Source organism: Paenibacillus sp. J22P51 (assembly GCF_059692215.1).
This window is the reverse complement of the sequence record NZ_JCAUAZ010000002.1, coordinates 420,816-442,752: the sequence shown is the minus strand read 5'-3', so window position 1 is coordinate 442,752 and position 21,937 is coordinate 420,816. Positions and strand designations below refer to the sequence as shown.

Annotated in this window: 19 protein-coding genes and 2 pseudogenes; 3 read left to right on the top strand and 18 right to left on the bottom strand. The window is 46.2% G+C overall.

All coding sequences use genetic code 11. The features are described from left to right. The first annotated feature begins 207 nt into the window (after nt 1-207). Nucleotides 208-1,011, top strand: coding sequence for a phytanoyl-CoA dioxygenase family protein (locus tag AC58QC_RS06600; protein ID WP_497414392.1), 804 nt, complete (start codon nt 208-210; stop codon nt 1,009-1,011). 59 nt (nt 1,012-1,070) lie between these two features. After that, entirely contained in the window at nt 1,071-2,003 is a 933-nt protein-coding gene (locus tag AC58QC_RS06595; RefSeq protein WP_497414391.1) for an NHL repeat-containing protein, read from the top strand. A 15-nt stretch (nt 2,004-2,018) separates the two neighbouring features. Here the strand turns inward: AC58QC_RS06595 and AC58QC_RS06590 are convergent, their stop codons facing one another. From AC58QC_RS06590 to AC58QC_RS06535, 12 genes and pseudogenes are all read right to left on the bottom strand, one after another. Further along, nucleotides 2,019-2,927 (bottom strand): helix-turn-helix domain-containing protein, encoded by a 909-nt coding sequence (locus AC58QC_RS06590; protein WP_497414390.1) that lies wholly within the window; start codon nt 2,925-2,927, stop codon nt 2,019-2,021. Nucleotides 2,928-3,099: 172 nt separating this feature from the next. Further along, nucleotides 3,100-3,342, bottom strand: a pseudogene (locus AC58QC_RS06585) (sigma factor); the annotation flags it as partial. An 87-nt stretch (nt 3,343-3,429) separates the two neighbouring features. Then, nucleotides 3,430-3,542, bottom strand: a pseudogene (locus AC58QC_RS06580) (IS1595 family transposase); the annotation flags it as partial. Between the two features lie 337 nt (nt 3,543-3,879). Continuing rightward, nucleotides 3,880-4,614 carry a glucosamine-6-phosphate deaminase gene (locus AC58QC_RS06575; protein WP_497414389.1) on the bottom strand — a complete coding sequence of 245 codons (735 nt, stop codon included), beginning with the start codon at nt 4,612-4,614 and terminating at the stop codon, nt 3,880-3,882. Beyond that, nucleotides 4,611-5,645, bottom strand: a complete 1,035-nt coding sequence (locus AC58QC_RS06570; protein ID WP_497414388.1) for an asparaginase — start codon at nt 5,643-5,645, stop codon at nt 4,611-4,613. Before AC58QC_RS06570 ends, AC58QC_RS06575 begins: the two co-directional genes overlap by 4 nt. Before the next feature lie 6 nt (nt 5,646-5,651). Next, on the bottom strand, nt 5,652-6,725 hold the full coding sequence (locus AC58QC_RS06565) for an alpha/beta hydrolase family protein (protein ID WP_497414387.1): 1,074 nt from the start codon (nt 6,723-6,725) through the stop codon (nt 5,652-5,654). Then, on the bottom strand, nt 6,726-7,682 hold the full coding sequence (locus tag AC58QC_RS06560; RefSeq protein ID WP_497414386.1) for an NHL repeat-containing protein: 957 nt from the start codon (nt 7,680-7,682) through the stop codon (nt 6,726-6,728). It abuts the gene before it with no gap. 25 nt (nt 7,683-7,707) lie between these two features. Further along, nucleotides 7,708-9,000, bottom strand: a complete 1,293-nt coding sequence (locus tag AC58QC_RS06555) for a Gfo/Idh/MocA family protein (RefSeq protein WP_497414682.1) — start codon at nt 8,998-9,000, stop codon at nt 7,708-7,710. 220 nt (nt 9,001-9,220) lie between these two features. Next, entirely contained in the window at nt 9,221-10,102 is an 882-nt protein-coding gene (locus tag AC58QC_RS06550) for a carbohydrate ABC transporter permease (protein WP_497414385.1), read from the bottom strand. 15 nt (nt 10,103-10,117) lie between these two features. After that, entirely contained in the window at nt 10,118-11,083 is a 966-nt protein-coding gene (locus AC58QC_RS06545) for an ABC transporter permease (RefSeq protein WP_497414384.1), read from the bottom strand. 104 nt (nt 11,084-11,187) lie between these two features. After that, entirely contained in the window at nt 11,188-12,936 is a 1,749-nt protein-coding gene (locus AC58QC_RS06540; protein ID WP_497414383.1) for an extracellular solute-binding protein, read from the bottom strand. 66 nt (nt 12,937-13,002) lie between these two features. After that, nucleotides 13,003-14,289: a hypothetical protein gene (locus tag AC58QC_RS06535; RefSeq protein ID WP_497414382.1), complete on the bottom strand. Its 1,287-nt coding sequence runs from the start codon at nt 14,287-14,289 to the stop codon at nt 13,003-13,005. Between the two features lie 257 nt (nt 14,290-14,546). On the opposite strand from AC58QC_RS06535, the gene AC58QC_RS06530 reads away from it, so the two are divergent. After that, nucleotides 14,547-15,398, top strand: a complete 852-nt coding sequence (locus AC58QC_RS06530) for a helix-turn-helix transcriptional regulator (protein ID WP_497414381.1) — start codon at nt 14,547-14,549, stop codon at nt 15,396-15,398. Between the two features lie 344 nt (nt 15,399-15,742). On the opposite strand, the gene AC58QC_RS06525 is transcribed toward AC58QC_RS06530, so the two are convergent. From AC58QC_RS06525 to AC58QC_RS06500, 6 genes are all read right to left on the bottom strand, one after another. Further along, complete coding sequence (locus tag AC58QC_RS06525) at nt 15,743-16,306, bottom strand: ABC transporter ATP-binding protein (RefSeq protein WP_497414380.1); 564 nt, start codon at nt 16,304-16,306, stop codon at nt 15,743-15,745. 44 nt (nt 16,307-16,350) lie between these two features. Next, entirely contained in the window at nt 16,351-16,875 is a 525-nt protein-coding gene (gene sigK, locus AC58QC_RS06520; RefSeq protein WP_173115694.1) for an RNA polymerase sporulation sigma factor SigK, read from the bottom strand. Nucleotides 16,876-16,980: 105 nt separating this feature from the next. Then, nucleotides 16,981-18,657 (bottom strand): family 43 glycosylhydrolase, encoded by a 1,677-nt coding sequence (locus AC58QC_RS06515; protein ID WP_497414379.1) that lies wholly within the window; start codon nt 18,655-18,657, stop codon nt 16,981-16,983. After that, nucleotides 18,654-18,977, bottom strand: a complete 324-nt coding sequence (locus AC58QC_RS06510) for an L-rhamnose mutarotase (RefSeq protein WP_497414378.1) — start codon at nt 18,975-18,977, stop codon at nt 18,654-18,656. The genes AC58QC_RS06515 and AC58QC_RS06510 overlap by 4 nt, the downstream gene beginning before the upstream one ends. Nucleotides 18,978-19,062: 85 nt before the next feature. Beyond that, complete coding sequence (locus tag AC58QC_RS06505) at nt 19,063-20,994, bottom strand: DUF8034 domain-containing protein (protein WP_497414377.1); 1,932 nt, start codon at nt 20,992-20,994, stop codon at nt 19,063-19,065. Nucleotides 20,995-21,027: 33 nt separating this feature from the next. Continuing rightward, nucleotides 21,028-21,927 carry an aldo/keto reductase gene (locus tag AC58QC_RS06500; protein WP_497414376.1) on the bottom strand — a complete coding sequence of 300 codons (900 nt, stop codon included), beginning with the start codon at nt 21,925-21,927 and terminating at the stop codon, nt 21,028-21,030. Nucleotides 21,928-21,937: the final 10 nt, after the last annotated feature.

Genomic DNA, 21,937 nt, shown 5'->3' with positions numbered 1-21,937 from the left:
CGTTCATTTGATGTTTTCAATCGCACCATTGAAAATTAATCTAATTGCCGTCAGCCGCTGCCATGGTGATTCTCTTGATATGCGTTGGCAGATTGCCCTACATTTTCGGCATATTTTCCAAGAAAGAACGTCCATCCTGCGATACATTTATAGCATGAAGTCCTATTAAAAGTTGTTAGACAACCTAAACACAAAAGGAGGAGTCAAATGAATAACGTGTTGGCACAAAACCTATTGCAGCAGGAAAAGATCGATTTTTATCGCAAGAACGGTTTCGTTCAGGTGGATAACGTTTTAACTCCTGACGAATTGAATGAACTGAGGGAATATTTGGACGAAGCGATGGGTGCGGACCAGGGGATGTCGTTTCAAACCGACAAACAAGGCGGAGCATACTACAGAGTGCTGAATCAGCGAGTAAACACATGGCGCGATCACGCCGGAATGGCTCGCTACGTCACACATGGGCGTTTTGCGGAGATGGCACGTTTGCTTACGGGAGCTTCTGGTATGCGGTTGTTTCATGATCATGCACTGCTCAAAATGCCGGGAGACTCCAAGCCGACGCCTTGGCATCAAGATTCCACGTATTGGCCTATGAACGAGGATGGGGCTATGTCAATCTGGATCGCACTTGACGACGTCGATGAGCGGAATGGATGCATGATGTTCGTCCCGGAATCTAGGAGAATTGGCAAACTGAATCCGATTGATTTAGCCAATCCCCAAGACATTTTCGAGTATACAAAGGGCACGGAGCACGAGCATACGAAGTCGATCATCTGCCCGATGAAGGCCGGTAGCTGTACGTTCCATGATGGCTTAACCTTTCACTATGCGCATGCAAATGTAACCAACAAGCCTCGTCGGGCGCTGGCGATCATATACGTACCGGATGGAACGACCTATAACGGCAAATCTCATCCAATTACGAACGGACAAGAGCTTGAGATCGGCAAGCCGATTAAAGGAAGTCTCTTTCCTCTTCTTGCACGAGTGAATCCTCTATAGCTAAAGACCACAGTATTTAAAAATAAACTATCTCATCCATTCAAGGAGGAATTGAAGCCATGCCAGAAAGACTTACTATCGGTAACGCCACTCACTCTTATGAAGTTAGTCCGAATTGGGGCAAGCTGCCAGAAGATATTGTTTACGGGTACACCCACGGCATTTGTGTTGATGCCGAAGATCGGGTCTATGTCCACCATACCGGCAAGCAATCCGTTATCGTGTTTGACAAGGACGGCCATTTCTTGACATCCTGGGGCGAAGAGTTTGAAGGCGGTGCTCACGGCTTTTATTTACATCGCGACGCCGAAGGTAAAGAGTTCCTTTACTTCGCCGACACGAAACGTTCCCTCATCGTAAAAACGACTCTCGAGGGTGAAGTGCTGCTGCGTATAGAGCCTCCAAACCGTCCAGACCTATATGACTCACAACGCCGCTATGTCCCCACCGATGTCTGTGTCGCGCCGAATGGCGACATCTATGTAGCAGACGGGTACGGACAGTACTACATTCACCAATTTGATGCACAAGGCACCTACATTCGCAGCTGGGGCGGACGCGGTTCAGAGCAGGGACAGCTTATTGAGCCACACGGCATCTCGATCAATTTGCGCAGAGGTGAGCCTGAGCTTTATGTGGCGGACCGACGCAACCACCGTATTCAAGTCTTTACGCTGGATGGCCGTCATAAGCGTTATGTTGAGCATAATCTGGACCTTCCTTGTAGCTTTTATTTCTGGCAGGACGAAGTGTATTTGCCGGACCTGAATAGCCGGATCACTGTACTTGATGCCGAGGATCGATTGATCACGCATCTCGGCGAGGATCAGCAGGCTTACAAGCAGGTGGGATGGCCGAACTTACCTAAATCGTACTATCGTCCGGATAAGTTCAGTTCCCCGCACGGGGTCTGCGTCGACTCCCAAGGGAACGTCTACTTGGCAGAATGGATTTCCGACGGTCGAGTGACGAAGCTGATTCGCCAGTCATAAAAAAAGCAGTATAAATTAAGTAATAGAATGATGCAGTACAGATCGGTGTTGACGTCGGTACGTACCTGGCGAAGCACCGATCATTTTCTTAAACAGTTTGTTAAACGAACTGAGATCGTCAAATCCGACTTGTTGTGCAATCTCGACTATTTTTTCATCCGTATCCGCAAGCAGCATTCTTGCTATTCGAATACGAGACTCATTACGAAATTCGATAAATGTTTTACCCGTATATAATTTAAACTTGGCGGTAAAAGATGACATACTCATCCCGCACATTTGGCTAACCTGAAGCAAGGATAACGGTAGGGCGTAATGACGCTCAATATAATCGCAAACTCGCTCGATTATCTGGCTTTCGGAGCCTAAAGATGTCATGGGACGATGCAGCTGTAACTCATAGTAACGGCTAAAATTGATAAGCAACTCAATCAGCCCTGTTTTCACCAAAATACGGTAGCCAATCTGCTTTTCGCTGTACTCCTTCATGATGTGGTTAATCTTTTGCATGATTTCAATACGCTGCTGGGGCTCTAAGGTCAAATGGGAATTGAACTGCAGTGTCGACCTTAAGAATGGCTCGACATAAAAAAAATTGACGAATGGCGTCACTTTTGAAAGCGATTCTAATTCGTGGGACAAAAATGACCTGTGAAACAAAATGTTGTAGAGGGTCATGCTGAGACCATTGTCAACCAGGTAACTATGCTCCGCCTCGGGCTCGATAATAAATACGTCGCCCTCACAGATGTTATATTTTTCACCTTTGTAAATGTGGGTTCCAGAGCCCTCCGTAATAAATACCAGCTCGATGAATTCATGACAATGCTTCTCAATGTTCTTGCCGGATTCGAGACGATATAATCCCGAATGGAACGGAAAATCAGGGCTTTCTAGGTAAGCGTCATTGCTGAATCGGGTCATATCGAACCTCCTATAAGAAGTAAGAGTGTGCTCCAAGTATACCATATGAAGCGAAGGGAAAGACAAGGTGGTCGACGATTCGAGGAATAGCAAAGTCGGCGGTCGCAGAGAGGTACAGCAACAAGCGTTAAAGACCGTGAGATGCCAGTCGTTTTCATATACCTTGATAAATCTCATGCAAGGACACATCTTTGCGTGTTTTCTTCAAGGAGCGCAGATGCATTAAGATCTCATTCTCAATACAACGTGCTGCAAAAGTCGCCAGCTTCGTGCCCTTATTCGGTGGAAAAGACTCGATAGCTTTGATCAGTCCGATCGTCCCTATCGAAATCAAATCTTCTAAATCTTCGCCCGTATTGTCGAATTTTTTGAGGTTGTGTACACGGTAAAAGTTGCGCCTGTTTCGTTTTTGAATACTTGACCCAAATAAACAGGATTCATATAAACGACGGAGGCTAAGCTTTTTAGTGTGATCTCTTCCTGATACCGTTCTTCGTGATCTGTGGTAGCTGTTTACATTCTGAATATGGTACGCTGCTTCCCATCAGATTTGATGCAGTAGTGGTCTAAGCCCTTCGTCTTTGCATAGGTACTGAAAGCCCGCCACGCGTCGGTATTTTCACAGTACAAGTAAAAAATAAACAAATAAAACTCTACAAAAAAAGAAGAAGCTCACCGATTTCTGGTGAGCTTCTTTATAACTTATGTCCCCTGAACTTATGCCTGTGAAGAGTTCCCGACTTTATTTCTCAGTTGCTAACATTATTCTCGAGTACCTTTCGAAAATAAGTTGGCAACTGACTAAACGTATCCGCCAGTCTTGAGTCCGTATCTGCATCCATATAACATACGCTGAAGGCCCTACGGGATTTGCTGCTGTTGCCTTCCGAACCGTGTACGGCCAGTTATGAAAACTTATCGCCCCTGCCGCTCACTCTCCTTTGTCCGTACTCTAAATAGGTAAATTCTTCGAGGAGCCTTTGTCTAGGATTACCGTCACATCTGGATGCAGCTGCAGAAAAGACGCTGGAACTTGGGTCGTTACTGGGCCAAAAAACGATGCCAAGACGATGTCCGCTTTGTTTTCACCCGCAGCGACGAGGACAATGGAACGCGTCTTCATAACGGCTTCCAGCCCGATCGTTATCGCCTGCCGAGGTACTTGCTCTCGGTCCTGGAAATGAACGGAACCATGAGGCCGGTTTTCCTCGTGCAGATCGGTCACATAGGTCGAAGACGGTATCCCCGCAGCGGGTTCGATAAAGGCGATATGCCCGTTCAGACCGAGTCCCATCAGCTGCCAATCCACATAATCCAAATCGCGGAGTACCTGATCAAAACGCTTGCATTCCTCGGTCAAATCCGCCGCCGCCCCGTTTGGAATATGGGTCTGCTTCCGCAGGGTCTTAAGGTGGCGGAACAGATGCTGCTCCATATAGCTGCTGTAGCTTTCCGGGTGTCTAGGATCGACGCCGACCAATTCGTCCGGATTGACGAATACCGCTTCATCGAAACAAAGCTCTCCCTCTCCCTCCCGGCGAATCCACTCCTCGAAGATGCCGTATTTCACAGGTGATGAGCCGGTGGTCATGCCCAGAACGGCAGCCGGTTTTCTCTTAAGCTGCACGGCCAATAGATCCGCTACCCTTTTGCTAATTGTATCTGTCGGGATGACTTCAATATTCATGAACATTCACCAACCTTTCCTAAAATTGTAGTGGAATCAAGTTGAAATGCCACCTTATTTTCACCAACAACGCGGTTGTTGTCGTTTATAATCATCCGTGTCGCCAAATGCAGCATGTTTTCGATGGTATCCTTGTTTTTGTAATGGATTTGCTGCAGAATGCCCGCAACAATCAGTGGCCATTCCTCTTCAGACCCATCGGTCACTTTCAGCGCGAAGCCTAACCGCTCGTCCTTAAGTCCGAAACAATAAATACCCTTGGCTCCCCCTTTGGCTACGATATTCGGGTCGCCTAATAAGGTTGAACAAATTTGCTGGGAGCCCCCGATCATTTCGCAATTTTCATTCATCAACTGAGTGATCCTGTACACCGCTTCTCGAAGTTCGCCGTCTGCAATCAAATCGGGGCAGGCTAACCGCAAATACGCTTGGGCGATGTTTTTGAGAGGGAGCGCAAAAACAGGAACGCCGCATCCGTCAACCCCCAGGCTGATCTCATTTTTGGGGACTCCCGACAAGGCGGAAACGGTTGCTAGAATTTCTCTCTGTGCCGGATGGTCGCTTTCCCAGTAGTTTTCAATGCTGACGCCAAGAAGTTTACAAAGCGCCATAATTCCGAAATGCTTGCCGGAACAGTTATGGTAAATTCTACGCTTTTCCCTCTCCTGTTTGACTATTTCGTCCCTTCTGTCCGGATTCAACGGATAGGTAGGCAGGCAGAGAAGGTCTTCTTCCGATAAACCTATTTTACGGGAAAGTGATTCCAATGCTTCAACGTGAAAGGACTCTCCCCGATGTGAAGCAGCCAGCAGCGTCTGTTCTTTATCCGTTAAGCCGAATTTCTCCTGGATTCCTCTCCTGATCGCCGGAAGAGCCTGCAGAGGTTTGGCCGACGACCGCAAATAGGTGAGTCGGTTCACATCCCCAACCGCATATTTGATTCCGCCGTACTCATCAACCCCGCAAATGTGCCCTCTGTGAACATTTTCTAGAATTGCACCCCTGTACTCCTCGATTAAAATGTCCGACATTTCATGTCACTCCCTGATCATTGTCCGATTGACGAATCTGTAAGTTTCCGCCCCGTCCCATACATGTTCTCCGTCGAACACATAATGTACCAACTCTTCTTCTGCGTCAAACAGACGGTAAGCCTGAGATGCGATGTCTACTTGCTCCGTTACATTCACTAGACCACGTTCCCCGTTTAACGGGTCCTGGGCGCCAGTTTCAATCAAGAGCGGCCGAGGCGCAATCAATGCGGCTAAGTCCCCCATGTCCACATTTTTCCACAGATTAGGGACATAATTGCACGCACAATGAGCAGGCTTTAACAGGGAGTCCTTATAGCCATAAAAATATCCGCTGACCACCGCACACTTGACACGGTCATCCAGAGCAGAAAGCCATAACGTTTGTAGCCCTCCGCCAGACAAGCCCACACAAGAGATATCTCCACAGTCTCCTCTGCTTTCAATATAATCGATCAGTCTCATTAAGTCCCATGTCCACATTCCAGTTACGGATTGTCCGAGAGCAATCGCCATATGATTCAATTGCGTACAAGTACTATTCAAGAAGTTATACTCGTCATCTCCCTGCAGGGTAGATTCTCTTCGTTCTCCGAAAGCTCTCGCATCAGGGCAGAAAACGATATAACCTTCCTGAACGAACTTGACTCCGTAATCGTAATGATACTGCTGGATCTGTTTCCTTACGGCCGGAATGTCCTCTCTTCCACCCACTGTCATTTTCCCGGCGCTCGCGTGGCCATGAGTAGCAATCACGCACGGAGATTTAATCCCCGCCAGTAGACTGTCTGGGATTAGAATATAGAAGGGCATCCACACACTGGGTTCAGTTTGGAGGAGCCATTTCTCCCTCCTATAGCCGTTCATCCTTTCGGTCTCTAGTAATTGTGGTTGCAGATCACACAATTCCATTGTATCGATACCGGTAATGTCGCGAAGTTTGTGGCGCGTCGATTGTTTCCATTCCGCGAATTCGTCTGCAGTCTTTGCCCGAAACCCCAGCTGCCTTGCGTGCTTATCAAAGACTTGCAGCAAGTGCTCCTGGGAAGTGAAAAACTTTTCTACGCGCATAGCATTCATTTAATGGTCTCCTCCTCTTCCGTTGGGCACCCGCGCCAATTTCGTCAATCGACCATCGGAAATCCACTCCGCTACGTAAACGTTTCCATTATGATCAACGCAAATTCCATGAGGGGAACTGAATTTGTTGGGACGGTAGTACGATTTGTCCAAATTTGGCCAGCCTTTTTGTTTATAGGCCTGTTGATCTTCGCACAAGTGAGTGATGAGCCGGTCATCCCGATCAAACACCGTGACCCGGCTGTTCAGATCTGGAAAATAAAGTTCATCCCCGAAGAAGTAAAAATTGCACGGCATATCCATGTCATCGACAATCATCCGTTTATATTGGCCGTCAGGCGTAAAAACTTGAATTCGATGGTTTCCCCTGTCGGCTACGTAGATTTCCGGTTCGCCTTTGCGCAAGTCCACGGAAACGCCATGCGGACAAATGAGTTGTCCCGGCTCCGAGCCGTAGCCTCCCCATGAACGTATATACTCACCACGAGACGTATATTGATGGATCCAGTGTTGCCCGTAGCCGTCGGCAATATAGATGTCCCCGTACGGCGCGACGGCAACATCCGTTGGTCTATACTTTGTGTCATCTCCATAAATATCTGGAAGATTAGGTTTACCTATGGTCAACACCCGTTCGCCGTCCAATGTCAGCTTGACCATAAGCCCGCGATCTTTGTCAGTCACATAAAGATATTCACTATTTCCTTCTTTGTGCAAATAAAACCCGTGAGCCCCACCTTCGAATTCGTCCCCCCACGCATCAAGAAAGTTACCGTTCTTGTCGAGCTTGATGACAGAAGGCTTGCCGGTATGAAAGACATAGACATGGTCCTTCTCGTCGACGACGATGCCGTGCGTATAGCCGAGGGTCACATGATCTGGGATTGTCGCCCCCCATCCCGCTTCAACCTCGTAAGTATGAGCGCCGTTTCCTACTCGGAAGCTGCTATTTGTCATGTATCTCACTCCTCTTATTGGGCCTTTAATAAAACTTCACCAATTCGTCCACCTTCACAACTCGTCCGGTTCGGATCGATTCATTGGCGGCGATGCCCGTAAGAATCGATCGTGCTCCGTCGATATGGTTCGCAGCGCGATAAAATTTGTCAGGAATCGGCGTTCCGAAAATATCATTCAACAGCACCGGATCCCCGCCGCCATGTCCGCCAATCCCCTCTTCCACTTCCACTTCATACGGAGCAGCAAACATGGGGAACACAGTAATGACCTTATCCTTCAGGGCCCCTTCCAGCGCCTTATCTCCGCCAGAATTTACATAAGACTGTTCAACTACCATCATTTCTATCCGGCCTTTGCTTCCGTTGAATGCAATACGATATCCTTCCCATGGCATGTAGGCATTTAAAGAGTAAGTTAAGATCGCGTTGTTCTTGTAACGAACCATAACGCCCATCGTATCTTCAATACTAATTCCGTCTCCGAAGACGCTTTGGTCGCGCAGATATCCGTCCTCATGCTCCGCATCGTAATACATCGACTTTAAATGCTCATTCTGGTCAAGCTGCAGAGCGAACGGATCATGCTCCGCAAGTGGATTTCCCGTCGCACGATCATAGAAGCGAACCTCGCCTCGACGTTCCGCATTTTCACGGCCGTAATAGTGCAAATCCCCGAAAGCGAACACGGTATCTGGCTGAGAGCCGATCCAGAAGTTCACGAGGTCGAAGTGATGTGTTGATTTATGAACGAGTAACCCGCCGCTGTTTCGTTTATCTCTATGCCACCTGCGGAAATAATCCGCTCCATGCTGCGTATTAAGCAGCCACTCAAAGTGTACGGAATGCACCTGACCGATGACGCTATCCATAATGAGCTCTCTGGCCTTCGTATGATGAGGAGCATAGCGGTAATTAAAGGTGACTCTAACGTTACGGCCCGTCCGTTGCACCGCGTCGAGAATCTCCTGGCATTTCTTCTCGTCTACCGTCATTGGCTTCTCCGTAATGACATCACAGCCAAGTTCCAGTGCTTGAACAATATAGGTATGATGGGTGCGATCCACACTAGTAACAATGACCACATCCGGCTTCTCCGTGTAAATCATGGTCTCGAATTGCTCTGACTTATACGTTCGTACCTTCGGATATCCATAATTTTTCTCAAGGAGCTTATTGGCATAATCCATACGCGTTTGATTGATATCACAGAAAGCGACCAACTCCGACGTATCCCTGAATTCTGTTGCAATAGCCCCGTAAAAAAATTCTGCTCGTCCGCCTGTCCCCACTAGCACGTACTTCTTCTTGGTCATGATAGTTGTCCCCTCTCCATAAATGATGTCATTTCATATCCAAATCATATCGCAAAAAAAGAAAATATTCTCCGCCGCATTTGCTGAAAACAAGCAAAACACCGCCGATTTTGCTATGATTTATTACCTGGATTAAACTGATTAATTTTAATTCTGAGTGTTGAAATGCAAAAATCTAGATACGGCTCCCTCGCATCTAGATTCGCTGCTTAGACGGTTCCCACTAGCCTTTAACCGATCCCACAAGAAGCCCCTTTATGAAATAACGCTGCAAAAAGGGATATACGGCAAGGATAGGCAATACAGTGATCATTGTAATTGCCATTTTCAAACCCTCGGGGGTGACCTGTAACTGTGCACTCGTGTTATTCCTCAAATTGAGCAGACTCGCATTGTTTGCATTCGACAAGATCTGGTACAAAGAATACTGCAGGGTGTAAAGTTCGGGATTCATCGCATTATATAGTTGGGTATCCATGAAGCTATTCCACTGGCCGACGGCGGAAAACAGAAAGACGGCAGCGAGAACAGGCATGGAAACAGGGAAAATAATTCGCCAGAACACGATGAGATCATTCGCTCCGTCCACAATGGCGGCTTCAGGCAGTGAATCTGGTAAGCTTTCAATATAGGTTTTGATGAGAATCATATTGAAGATATTAACGGCTGATGGAATGATGTAAACCCAAAACGATTTTGTTAAATGCAACTGCACGATTAGGATATAAACAGGAATCATTCCAACGGAGAAATACATCGTAAACACAAAAAATTTACGCCAAAAACGAACGCCCATCAGATCGTTTCTCGTTATGCAGTAGGCCGCCATTGATGTAATGATGATCATCACGACTGGTCCCAAAAGCGTTCTTAAGACGGATATAAGGATACTGTGATAAATATCAGGGTCGCTGAAAGCCCGAGCATAATTCTCGAGGGTGAACCCCGCTGGCCACAAAATGAGACCACCGGTCAGTTTCACGGGATCGCTCAATGAATAGCTGGCAATGTACAAAAACGGGAAAAACAATACGATCCCGATGAAGGTCAACAAAATATAATTGCTTGTATCAAATAGGATATCGATGAACGATCTTTTTCCCACAGTACATCCCCCTTGTTACAAAATTGATTTCCCTGTCGTTCGTTTGGCTAGCGAATTGACGCCGATTAATAGAATAAGGCTGACCATCGTTTTCACAATACCGACGGCTGTCGCATAAGGGAAGTTTCCCTGCTGCAGACCGAATTTATATGTATACATGTCCAGAACCTGCATCCGCTCCCAATTGGTGGGGTTCGTAAACAAATAATACAGGTCAAAGTCAGAATTCAGTATCCAACCGACATTCATAATCAGCAGAATAATAATGGTTGGCATCAGATTGGGAATGAGAACATGCTGGATTTTCCTGAACCTTCCGGCTCCATCTATAGCCGCCGCCTCGAGTTCTTCCGATGAAATGGAAGCAATAGATGCGAAGAAGATGACCGCATTGTACCCTAGGTATTTCCACACGACAACAATAACAATGAGAGTCCATGCATAAGCCTTATCTCCCAGTACGTTGATTCCTTCCTTGATGATTCCAGATTCAATTAAAGAGACATTGATAGCACCTGAAGTAGGGGAGAGCAGTTGATGAATAATGGCGTATATGATAACCCAAGAAACAAAAAACGGAAAAAAGGAAACGGTTTGGACTATTTTCTTGAACCACTTCCTGCCAACTTCATTTAGCAGGATGGCGAAAGCCAGCGCTGCGAATAAACCAACAAAGAGAGAGGCTAAATTCATCACCAGCGTATTACGGATCAGATAAAGATAGTCGTTGCTTTCATTGAAAAATACTTTGAACTGGTGCAATCCCGTCCAGGGAACTTTCCAAATGCTGATGCCTACCTGATAGTTTTTGAAGGCTATCAGCCATCCGAGCAAGGGAATATATTGAAAAATAAAGACTAACAATACCGCAGGTAAAAGCATGATAAATAAGTATCGCTGCCTGATCGCTTTCCGCAGCCATGTACTTCTGCTATCGGCTGCCGCCGGCTTCATGCCGTTCGTTTGTCGTCGGATGTCCATAATTCCCCCCCTTAGCGGCACGTTACTCTAAATGAATGAAGTTCGAGGAATCTATGTTAACTATCATAAATTCCTCGAACGCTTTAAGTCATCATACGCCGCTCTTATTTCGCTTTCATTTCATCGTATCTCTTCTGCTGATCCTGGAACAATTGGTTGTACTTATCGAGTGCCTTCTGCCCGTTAAGTGAATCGTTCTGTTTCAAAGCTGCCTGATAAATTGTTTCGAATTCGGCGTCGTTTTTCGCCAGTATTAGCTTCGAATTGGTTTCCACACGATGCTGGGTAAGCCTTTGTTCGATCGTAGCTTCAGGACTTGCGGGATCAAGTGTAATTGAGGCTTGAAGTCCAGTAAACACAGGTTTGGATATCTTTGAATAATAATCAAGCGAATTTTTCCAGCCCATTGCTGTGTAAGTAGCTTTGACATCTTTATCAATATTTACTTCCTTAATATTGATATCATCCATTAGTTTAAAGGGCAGTCCATCTTTGGCCACTCCGTTATAAATGCCGAGGAATTCAAACTGTCCACCCAAACCTTGCAAGTTTAAGTAATCAGGATCCGAATTCATTTTGGCCTTCATTTCGTCGGAAAGAACGCGTTTTCCATCCTTTATCACATATGTGTTACCTTCCACACCAGATTGAATTAGCGTCTGCCCTTCTTCAGAAGCTATCCAGTCGACCAGTTCAAAAATTCGTTTCGGATCTTTGGCATTTTTGGTGATGATCGCTGAGTCGAACGGTCTGACGTTGTCAAACCGGACATTTCTCGTTTGGTTCTGCGCTACTTGTGTATCCGTTTGCATCGGCATTTGGATATATTTCATTTCTGGATGTCCAGCTTTTTCCAGCGTGTTATTGACATCTCCCGTAATCCAACCCGTATACCAGTAAGCCAGTGCCTGACCGGATTTGATCTTTTCTGTGGTCTGAGCAGATGTATCCGTAAAGCTCTCTTTGTCGAGTAAACCCTGCGTATAGAGGTGATTAAAGAATTGGATCGATTCCTTGTAGTTATTATCAGCCATCATCAGTTCAAACTTCTTGTCTTTGATATTAAAGACGGTTGCAAAGTTGCTGAACATAATATTCTTATCACCGTTTTCGACCATTGAACCGGCAATACCAGCCATTCCCCACGATTCGGCGAAAGGTGCAACGACACCAAACGTTTTCTTGCCGTTAGTAGTCGGATGATCGGCAAGCGCTTTTTTCAGGAACGGAATATAGTCCTTGGGACTTTTCAATGTCGGATAACCAGCCTCTTTCAGAATATCCGAGCGGATGTACATATCCTGGATGACATTTACAGGGTATTTCAAGTCGGAACTTGCTCCAAACTCCCATTTATATAGTTTTCCGTCTTTTGCTGGCAATCTCCAGTAGGGAATCATATCTTTATGGGTATCTTTCAAGTATTTGGAGTCTTTTAAGTAATTATCGAGGGGCAAAGCGATTCCCGCATCAATATACTTAGTTACGAGATCCTGACCTTCCACTCGCAGAATTTCCGGATAATCCCCTGACGCCAGCATCAGGTTCAGCTTATCGCGATAGTTTCCGCTGAAAGGGACAAATTCAAACACGATATTGAATTTATCCTTGATCACTTTACCGACAGCCGTTTGATCGCTTGTTTTCACCTTCGGGTTGGGTGATGCCGTGAAAACCTTGATGGAATACAACGGCATTTGACTTGGTGAAACAGCGGGGCTGCTACCCGATGATACCGCCGTGCCTGACGGAGAATTAATTGAATCCGCTTTCTTAGAACCATTGGAACAAGCTGTAACAAAGATACAAAGAATAAGGAACGAAAGTAAAGACAATTTTCTGAACGCTTTCATAATTCGTCAACCTCCCTGATTGATATTCCCCATCACATTGCCAATTTGCCCCAAACCATTATACATCTAATAATTCCCTGCGAATCCGTTATGTTTTGGGCCACTCCAATCCTCTTGTGTTTTCATGTACTTTGCTCTTTTCTCCACAGTGGCTTTTCCTGCTTCCAACGCTTTTTGCGTATCGCCTTTATACAGCTCATCGATAATCCACTTTTGTCCAAACCCGGCGTGTACGACTTCATCTGCCCAATCGAAATCCTGAAAAGTCGTCATTAGCGGATCCCCGATCGTATCCTTGCAAAACTCCCATTCCTCACGTTTTCCCGGCGGATATTTCATCGCAGTCTTCTCAATGGCAATGGTTAAATGAGTATAAGCTTCATTATTATCAAAAGCCTGACTTGTCATATCATACCATCCCGTCCAGTTACGGTAGGAGTAAACATCATAACCTTTGCTCCGCAGGGCTGCCTCACCAAACCAGCTGTGACGTGTTTCATCCCAAATGTGTCTTGCCGTATCGTAATAAAATGCCCATGGTTTACCTTCTGTCGAAAAATGAATATATGCGATCGCTTCCGCTGGGGACATTTCAAAATATCGTGCAAGCATCATATGCATAAATCTTCCCTCATCATTATCTTCGAAGGTTGTCCCTTCCATCTTGACAACTGAGGTTTGAAATCGACTATCACGCGTGCTTTCATAAGGGAGTTCAAATGCTTGAGAGGGTACAACGATATCGGGATTCACAGCCTTTCTTTCGCCGTCCCCTTCTACTCCACCCGCTGCAAATAAAAGCGCTTCCAAGTATGCCTTCCATCGGTTCGCTTGTTCAAGCTCCTCTTTAGTTGCCATTGATCGAAAATGAGCAATTGTTTCACGCCCCCATACGATTTGCTCGTCTCGATCCATCAATTGATGTTTTAATAGATGAAGGGTCGGTTCGTCAACTAGCGGTTGCGCCAATTGTTGATATATTTGAATAGCTCTCGCTTGTGCAGGTTTGACTACTTCGAATAAAGCTATAAGAAAATCGAGTGTATTTCCCGATTCCAATACTTTTTGCATGAATTGCTCCAGTTGTGGGTCAGGGCATTTATCGAATGCAACAACACTCATCCGTAATTGCTTGCAACGATTACGAAGCTGGTCGTAGTGTTCGGCATCCTGCCAAAGTAATCGAGCAAGCGCACCTTTTACTTCATACTCTGGTCTCGCCGCCATATGACCAGCTTCCGTTCTCATTAATTGCCGGTCCAGATATGCAAGCCTATGCAGTCGCTTGGTCGAATCTGCAACGGACATGCCTACACGATCCCAATCTTTAATTCCCATGAAGGGATGAAGCATATTATTTCCCCCTTTAATCCTTTGATAGAGCCATCCATAAATCCCTTAAAAAACCCATAGATGATGGGAAACAAACCGTATTTATAGTTCGACAATAATTTATCCCTTCCCTCCTTTACTCCGTTCCATAATTTACTATCTTTGATGATTCGCACCCTTATTGTAATGCAAATAAAACCTACCATCTACTCATTTCTTGCCAGGTCTTCTCGAACACCTCATATTTTGCTATGATACGTGAAGGGAGGCGATGAAGTTTGCTTGAACCCATTACCTATTCTTTCAGCTTACAGGACATTCCATTATTCAAGGTTGAGTACATGGAATGGACAGAACCCATTGCAATGTCGGCAAACCATTTTCACAATTGTTACGAGGTCTATATTCTACTTTCCGGAGAGCGCTCTTATTTCATTAAAGATCGCTTATATCATTTACTTCCCGGAGATATCGTCTTTATTGGCAAGAATGAGCTTCATAAAACATCCGGCGAAAAGGCACACGGCCGACTGTTGTTCTTTTTTGATGAACGATTCCTGCAATCGAACTATCAAAAGTATGCCGAATTGTTGCTGTCGCCCTTTCATCAGGAGTCCCACGTTCTTCGATTTCCCATGCAAGAGCAGGCTTCTATCGGTATACTTCTCTCACGAATCCAGCTAGAGCTAAGCAAAGCACAGGCTGGCTATGAGATCATCCTTACTCATATGCTCGTTGAGCTATTACTGCTTGCCGGGCGTTATTTAGAACAGCACCCTCTTACTTCGCTTGACTACATGTCGCCTATGCACACTAAAGTATCTTCCATAGCCAGTTATATCAACGAGCATTATTCTGAACCGTTATCTTTAAACGAACTTGCTAGTCGATTTTTCATTTCTCCATTTTATTTGAGTCGGATGTTTAAAAAAGCGACAGGGTTCACTTTTATCGAATATTTGAACCACACCAGGGTTAAGGAAGCACAACGATTACTCCATGATTCTAACACAAAAATTTCCGACGTTTCATCTCAAGTCGGTTTCGACAGTTTCTCTCATTTCGGCAAAATATTCAAAAAAATAATGGGTGTCTCTCCACGGGTATATCGGAAACAAGTTGTCTATTGACTAATGCGAAAGCGTAAACAAGAGCAAAAGATGAGCCTTTAGGAAACATCCTAAAGGCTAAGGCTCTTTTTTGTTAGCTCGTACGCTATTGAAAAATGATGTTTAGATGGCCCTGTGATAAGCAATAATTAGTGCCGTCACGATTCTCCATTGTCCCACTCTCTTTTATCTTCGGCGCCTCCATATCCATGGTTAACATATCGAGGAAAATGGGTAAATAAAGTATATTCTTTAATAATTTGAACATCCATTTCATTCTCAATTCTTGATACAACACTCATATTTCTCATCGCCACCATAGATCATACGTTCGTATTTTTTATTATTTACCGAACATGTATTCACTACGCAAGTGCATTCAAACGCCTGAAAATATCCATAATCTCCACGCCCGTCTTCGAGTCCAACGCTCCAGTCGGCTCATCCGCCAATATAATCGGCGGATCGCCTGCCAACGTCCGTGCAATCGCCACACGTTGCTGCTGTCCACCGGATAGTTCCGAAGGAAAATACTTCCTTCGATCCAGCAAATCAACCGCTTCCAATGCCTGTAAAACGAGCGGCTCCCGCTGCTTTCTCGTCATTCCACGATAAATCAGCGGCAATTCCACATTCTCATAAGCACTTAATCTCGGCAACAGGTTGAAGCTCTGAAACACAAACCCAATCTTCCGATTCCGAATCTCAGCCAATTGTGAATCCTTAAGAGAATGAATCTGCTTCCCATCAAGCGTGTAAACCCCTTCATCCGAAAGGTCCAAACACCCGATAATGTTCATAAACGTAGACTTTCCAGACCCCGAAGGCCCCATAATAGCGACAAACTCTCCTTGCGCAATATCCAACGTAATGACATCCAACGCTCGTTCAATTTGGATTAAGGCTGTCATTGTCTTCGCCCCCATCATTTGAAGCCAAATAAATGAAGAATACGATGCTCCAACCTAATGACTTACCGCTTCGCCTTATAAAACTCATGATACAACTTCATGAGTGCCCGCTTCTCAATCCGTGACACATAGGAGCGGCTAATCCCCAGCTCCTTCGCAATCTCCCGCTGCGTCCGCTCTTCACCGCCAAGCTCCAACCCGAACCTTCCGACTACGACTTCCTTTTCACGGTCGTCCAATATCTCCAGATTCCGATAGATTTTGCTCTTCTCAATCTTAAGCTGCACCGCATCCACCACATCGTCTGCTTCACTACCGAGGATGTCAATTAAAGTAATCTCATTCCCCTCTTTGTCCGTTCCAATGGGATCATGCAAAGACACATCTTTGCGCGTTTTCTTCAAGGAGCGCAGATGCATTAAGATCTCATTCTCAATGCAACGCGCAGCAAAAGTCGCCAGCTTTGTCCCTTTGTTAGGGGAGAAGGATTCAATAGCTTTGATCAGTCCGATCGTCCCTATCGAAATCAAATCTTCTAAATCTTCGCCCGTATTGTCGAATTTTTTGAGGTTGTGTACACGAAGCAACGTAGCTCACTTTACATAATGCAGTCAAACAGAACAAAGAGCTACCACTCGGCAGCCCTTTGGAAATTGAAAAATGGTTTCTCATTTGAAAATTAACAACCACACTTAGTTACTACCTTCACCCAGCTGAGCTAATCGCTGTTCCATACTCATTACGGCTTTGGCTTCGCCGACCCCAGGATACTTCTGACCCTGGTACGAAAACTCTTGGAAGAACGCTTGTCCTTCTGGCTCCCCATAAACTCCCTTCGCATACAGGCCAATTCTAGGAGCAGTAAAGCACAAGAAACGCGTATACATTTCCGGATAAAGAAATTCCGATGAAATTTCAATGCCCATATCTATGTACTCGCTTCCGTCTAGTGAGTGGAAAAAGGTTAAGTTTTGTGTTCGGGCATTCAACGCAATTTTAAGCCAGATAGGTTGCGCAGGTCCAATAGGAAGCTTAATCCTTGCAAGCATTTTTTTATGAACATCCACGTATTGATCGAGCTCAAGATACAGTCCATTATGGTCTTGATTTTCATGGAGACGACTTACATCAAAGCTTTGTCCGGACGTTTGACCAATACCGTTTCGAATGGAGAAGAAAAGGAAGGAATCGGAATCGCGATAAAGCGCCATCCCCGCCTCTTCACCTCTGCTTTTCGGCTCAAAAACCATCTTGGTCACGGCATCAAAACCGAAATGACGCCAGCGTCGTGTTAGTATGAGCGTGGATCCAAGACCGTAGGGAATAAACGGTTTGCACATCATTTGCAGTCCCGTTTGCGTCAACTGATGGCCATCTTCTACCGGGTGCCGTACCCATTCCCAATCAGGTGATAGCGCAACACCTACAAATAAATCTTCGACCGATGAATCTTCTGTTAATAGGCCGCCTTCTGAAAAAGGTATCGTGACCAGATCCATTGGCGCGCCATCTTCACCAACAATAAACCAATCATCCTCTGTCCAGCGCACTGGTTCTACGAATGTTTCCCGACCAAGCGGGCATGCACCGCCTGGCGTTAGTGGACGACCACCAAGATGGAACATCCACCATTGTTCATTCTGATCTTGGACAAGCTTTCCGTGTCCAGCTTTTTGTATCCGCTGTTCGGGATCGCGCTGCACTAACACAGGATTAGACGGGCACGGTTCGTAAGGTCCCCATACAGAGCGACTTCGCGCTACTGTAACCATATGCTCAAAGAAGGTGCCGCCTTCCGCCAGCATCAAAAAGTACCAGCCATTGCGCTTCACAATGTGCGGCGCCTCAGGAGCGGCTCCGCCTGTTCCCGGCCATACCTGCTTCGCTTCACCGAGCAAACAGGAGCCGTCCGCTGCCAACTCGTGAATCCAGCCGCCGCCAAATACCAAATAACGTTTACCGTTGTCATCGTTGAAAATAGATGGATCAATGAAGTGATGATTGAGCATGATCGCTTCACTATAAGGCCCTTCCGGGCGATCTGCCACAAACAACAGATTCGTGCAGCGCGGTTGACCATGGTAGTAAGGCACGACAACCCAAAACTTCCCGTCATAATAAGAAATATCAGGAGCAAATACACCGAATGAATCTGGCATACCTGTCAAATCTAGCTGACTCTTACGAGTGATGACATGACCAACAGGACCCCAATGAACCAAATCACAGGAATGTAGGATCTGAACGCCGGGGAAATACTGAAACGTTGAAGTTACCATATAATAATCCATTCCAACGCGCACGATCGAAGGATCGGGGTGGTCTCCAGATAAAACCGGATTAATGACTACTGTATAAGCTTCGTTCATCCCTTGGAGTCCTCCTCATGAAACTTGTAAATCTCGCCAGCATCTTGCCAGGTCTTCGAAAAGCATTTACCTGTTAGCCGATGCCACTCTTCTTCCAACTGGGTATCAATGACCCGATCGGGAAGTGCCACTGAAAGATCGGACTCAACGATCATAAACAGGGTCAGCCCCTCGCGAAATATCCGCAAAGACAGTATGCCCGCCTCCCGCATATGCTTTTCGTTCCCGGCAGGAATATCGCGGTGGAGCTGTTCGTAACGTTCGACTTGGTCTGGATGAATATGAGCCACTCTCACTTCCGTTTTTCTGTTAGCTGACATGTTTCCCACTCCCCTACAATTACTCTTTCATATATATGGATTAATCCGTGATCTCATTCAATTTCAACCGATAGCGCATCAATAATCATCGATCCCGCCCCTTAATGAAAGTCTGTTTTTCATCGATAGGCCATGGCATTTCGTACGATGGAGAAAGGACATACCGCTCCATTAAGAGTTTTAAAATAATGCCAGTTCCCGCAGGCAATGACACGTGAAGCCATTTCCCCTCAATCAGGATGGTTCCGCACACCTCGCCTGAGTCACGGATAATCTCTCCCTGCAAGAATCGATGTTCACCAAATACACCAGCCTGCACGATCAAATCTCTATCATCAAATAGGCTTGTGTTAACCAAATGAACCGTTACCGAATCTGGGGTCAACTTCTCCACCAAGGCAGATACCCCAGACGGCAGTCCTGGACGCTTGGCTTCAGCGTCAAAATAGCGAACGCGTCCATGTTGCAGTCCGCCATGCGAAATATGCATAGGTCCGCCTAGCGTCAATTGAACAAGTCCTTCAAAATACAGCGGACACATTTCCTGCCAGATGTGAATGGCAGAATACATCCCCTCGCTGAAATGCTCGGTCCACTGATGCGGATCGCCCTCAGGAGCGCGCATCTTAGCGAGCTGGTTGCCAATCATTTTGAAATTAGCGTTTAGAATGCGCTGCGGATAATCCGGATTCTGCCCGCGAATATATTGATACCATGGCTGCGTATTGCCGATGTAGTGTTTGGTTTCCCGCCCGGTCTTCGGATCTCTGCCAGAGAATGCGGGCACAATTACTTCATTCCAGTCGTGATCTTTCGGAATCCGCTCGACACGCTCCAGATCCTCATCAGCCATCGACATCGTCCACAGATAAATCGGATATTTAGGCGCAGTTTCGCGATAATCCGTCCAACCACTGTCGAAATGCTTATATGGAACGACCCACTTCCCGTCCTGCTCTTTTCGCAGCTCCCAATTGCGATCCAACTGCTCTCTAGCCAGCTGCAGCCCATTCATGTCTCCGGTAAGCAATACTGTATTCATGCACGCGTTCGTCAGCGGCTCGATAATTGTCATAAAACCGTGGGGCCATCTCCAACCATAATAGCCGCCCCACCATTTGCCATCGTTGTACTCGCCGATCTGACCCGAAAGACCAATGTTATCTGGAATGATGCCGCCGTTTAAACGTGTTCGCTCTCGCCATTCATTTACATATGTGATAACCCAGTTGCGTAGCTCCTCGTCACCGGTATAAAGAAACGCATGCGCGATCAATCCCGTAGCATTCAAATTCAACGGAACATCACCACGATTCATCCGCTCGTTCATCATGGCAATGATCCGCTGATAGACCTCATCCTTAGACCACGCACATTTGCCGCTTGCGAAATCCACCCCCGCAATATCCTCATACGGAGCCAAATAATCGTCCAAAATCCCCCGGTGTGTGCTCCAATCCTCCTCTGACACTTCGAATCGAGGTCCCCGGCTGCCTGTCAGCGGTGAGCGTATCAGCTTCAGTTCTTTATCATAGTTAAGCGCTTCTGGATCGTCCCCCGTATACATCGCTGCAAACTTCATTGCCCGCTGCCGATCCTTCAGCGTTGCAGGTCCTGCCAGCCCAAGAAAATACAAATACAAGTAGCCTTCTCCGTGATGCATCCAATCATAATAAGCATCAAACTCCCGATGAATTTGTCCGTATTCCGTCCACTGCCACGTTATGCCCTCCCATATTTTGCGGGACATCTCATGCAGCTCGCTGCTTCCTCCAAGTACATAAAGGAGAGCCAGATTCATAAACCCTTCATAGGGATCATCCGACCCGTCCATACCTGGCCAATGCTCGAACCAAATAAGCGTTCCGTCCGGATGCGTATAGCGTTCCACGAACTCTTTGGCAGCCTTGTTTAAGGTTTCAAACAACAGCTGTTCCTGTAAAGCCCACTTTGGTGGAACCACACGCTCCGAAGCACGGACGAAAGCGAACGGCTCGTGATTATGAGATGAAATCATTGCACATTTCTCCTTCCGATTCATGCCGTTAGATTAATCAAACAACGCTTGGCCTTGAAATAGCCCATACACTTTGTCCAGTTCTTCAGGCTCCAAGCCTTTTCCATCACAAAATGACAAATTGGTCCGCAGCGATTGAAGTGAAGCTGTCCCTGTGAGAGTAACATGAATGTCAGGGTGACTTAAGCTGAACCGCATTGCAGGCTCAACCAACCCTTTCGGCTCCGTCTTACGTAAGAAAGCTAATTGTTCAATCCGCTTTAAAGACTTCATTCGAACATCCTCTTCCAAGAAGTGAGCAGGAGCATCTGCCAGCATGCCTAAACCAAGGACGCTGCCGTTAATGACACCTATTCCCATCTCATTAGCAAGCGGCATTACCTCATCTTTAGCCGTATGATCGATGAGCATATATCGCGCGTAAAATTGAATCGCATCGAATTTCCCAGTTCTCATATAGGTCATCATCAAAGGTAGAACCCTCGTCGATACACCGAGAAAACGGATTTTCCCGTCCTGCCGCAGTTTCTCCAAAGCCGGTATCGTCTCGTTCATAATGAGCTCGTAAGACTGCGTTTCTACATCATGAATTTGCAAGATATCGATATAATCTGTCTCCAGCCTTTGTAGACTTTCTTCAACAGAACGAATGGTCGTGTCGTAATCGTAGCTCATGTCGAATCGCGTTGCCTTAGATGCTATGACAATTTGATCTCTAATTCCTTTAAGCGCTTTGCCGATGCGTCGCTCCGATTCTCCGCTGCCGTATTTAGGCGCAGTATCAATGAAATTGACGCCGGAACCGATAGCCTCATGAATCAATCGCTGCACTTCGCCTTCATCCGTCTTACCGAAATCTCCTGCAAGCGGTGCCCCGCCTAGGCCAAGCTTTGATACTTTGAGACCTGTTTTACCGAAAGTCGTATATTCCATGTTTCTCTCC